1 protein-coding gene and 1 pseudogene are annotated in these 335 nt (G+C 38.5%); both read left to right on the top strand.

What is annotated here, in order from left to right; genetic code table 11:
- Positions 1–118 (top strand): hypothetical protein (locus AB4486_RS28560; RefSeq protein WP_372120203.1); only part of this gene is annotated, 118 nt, incomplete at its 5' end.
- Between the two features lie 130 nt (positions 119–248).
- Positions 249–335: pseudogene (locus tag AB4486_RS28555) on the top strand (phasin family protein); the annotation flags it as partial.

Here is a 335-nt window from a genome sequence, read left to right as displayed (position 1 = left end):
AATTATTGTTGCACTCATCCATGAAATGCTTGAACAGAAAACGACTTATGGCGTTGCTTCACTCTGTGTGGGTGGGGGAATGGGAACCGCTGTTTTGCTAAAAGGTATTGAAGGTTAGAGCCTGATATATCGGTAGCAAGCTTAAATATCGGATCAGCTTTTCAAAGCATCGCGAGTTAATCGATGAGCGTTGGCTGAAACGATAGTGACACAAATTTATTAAACTATGTATTCATCAGGAGTTACTTATGTACACGGATATTTTCAAAACAATTACTGACCAAACTGAAAAGCAATTTGAACCGTACTTAAAGTTCAACAAGTTGGTTGCAAAG

This window comes from Vibrio sp. 10N.222.55.C6 (assembly GCF_041473395.1).
In the GTDB taxonomy this organism is placed as follows: Bacteria; Pseudomonadota; Gammaproteobacteria; order Enterobacterales; family Vibrionaceae; genus Vibrio; species Vibrio crassostreae_C.
This window is presented reverse-complemented; position numbering and strand designations above follow the sequence as displayed.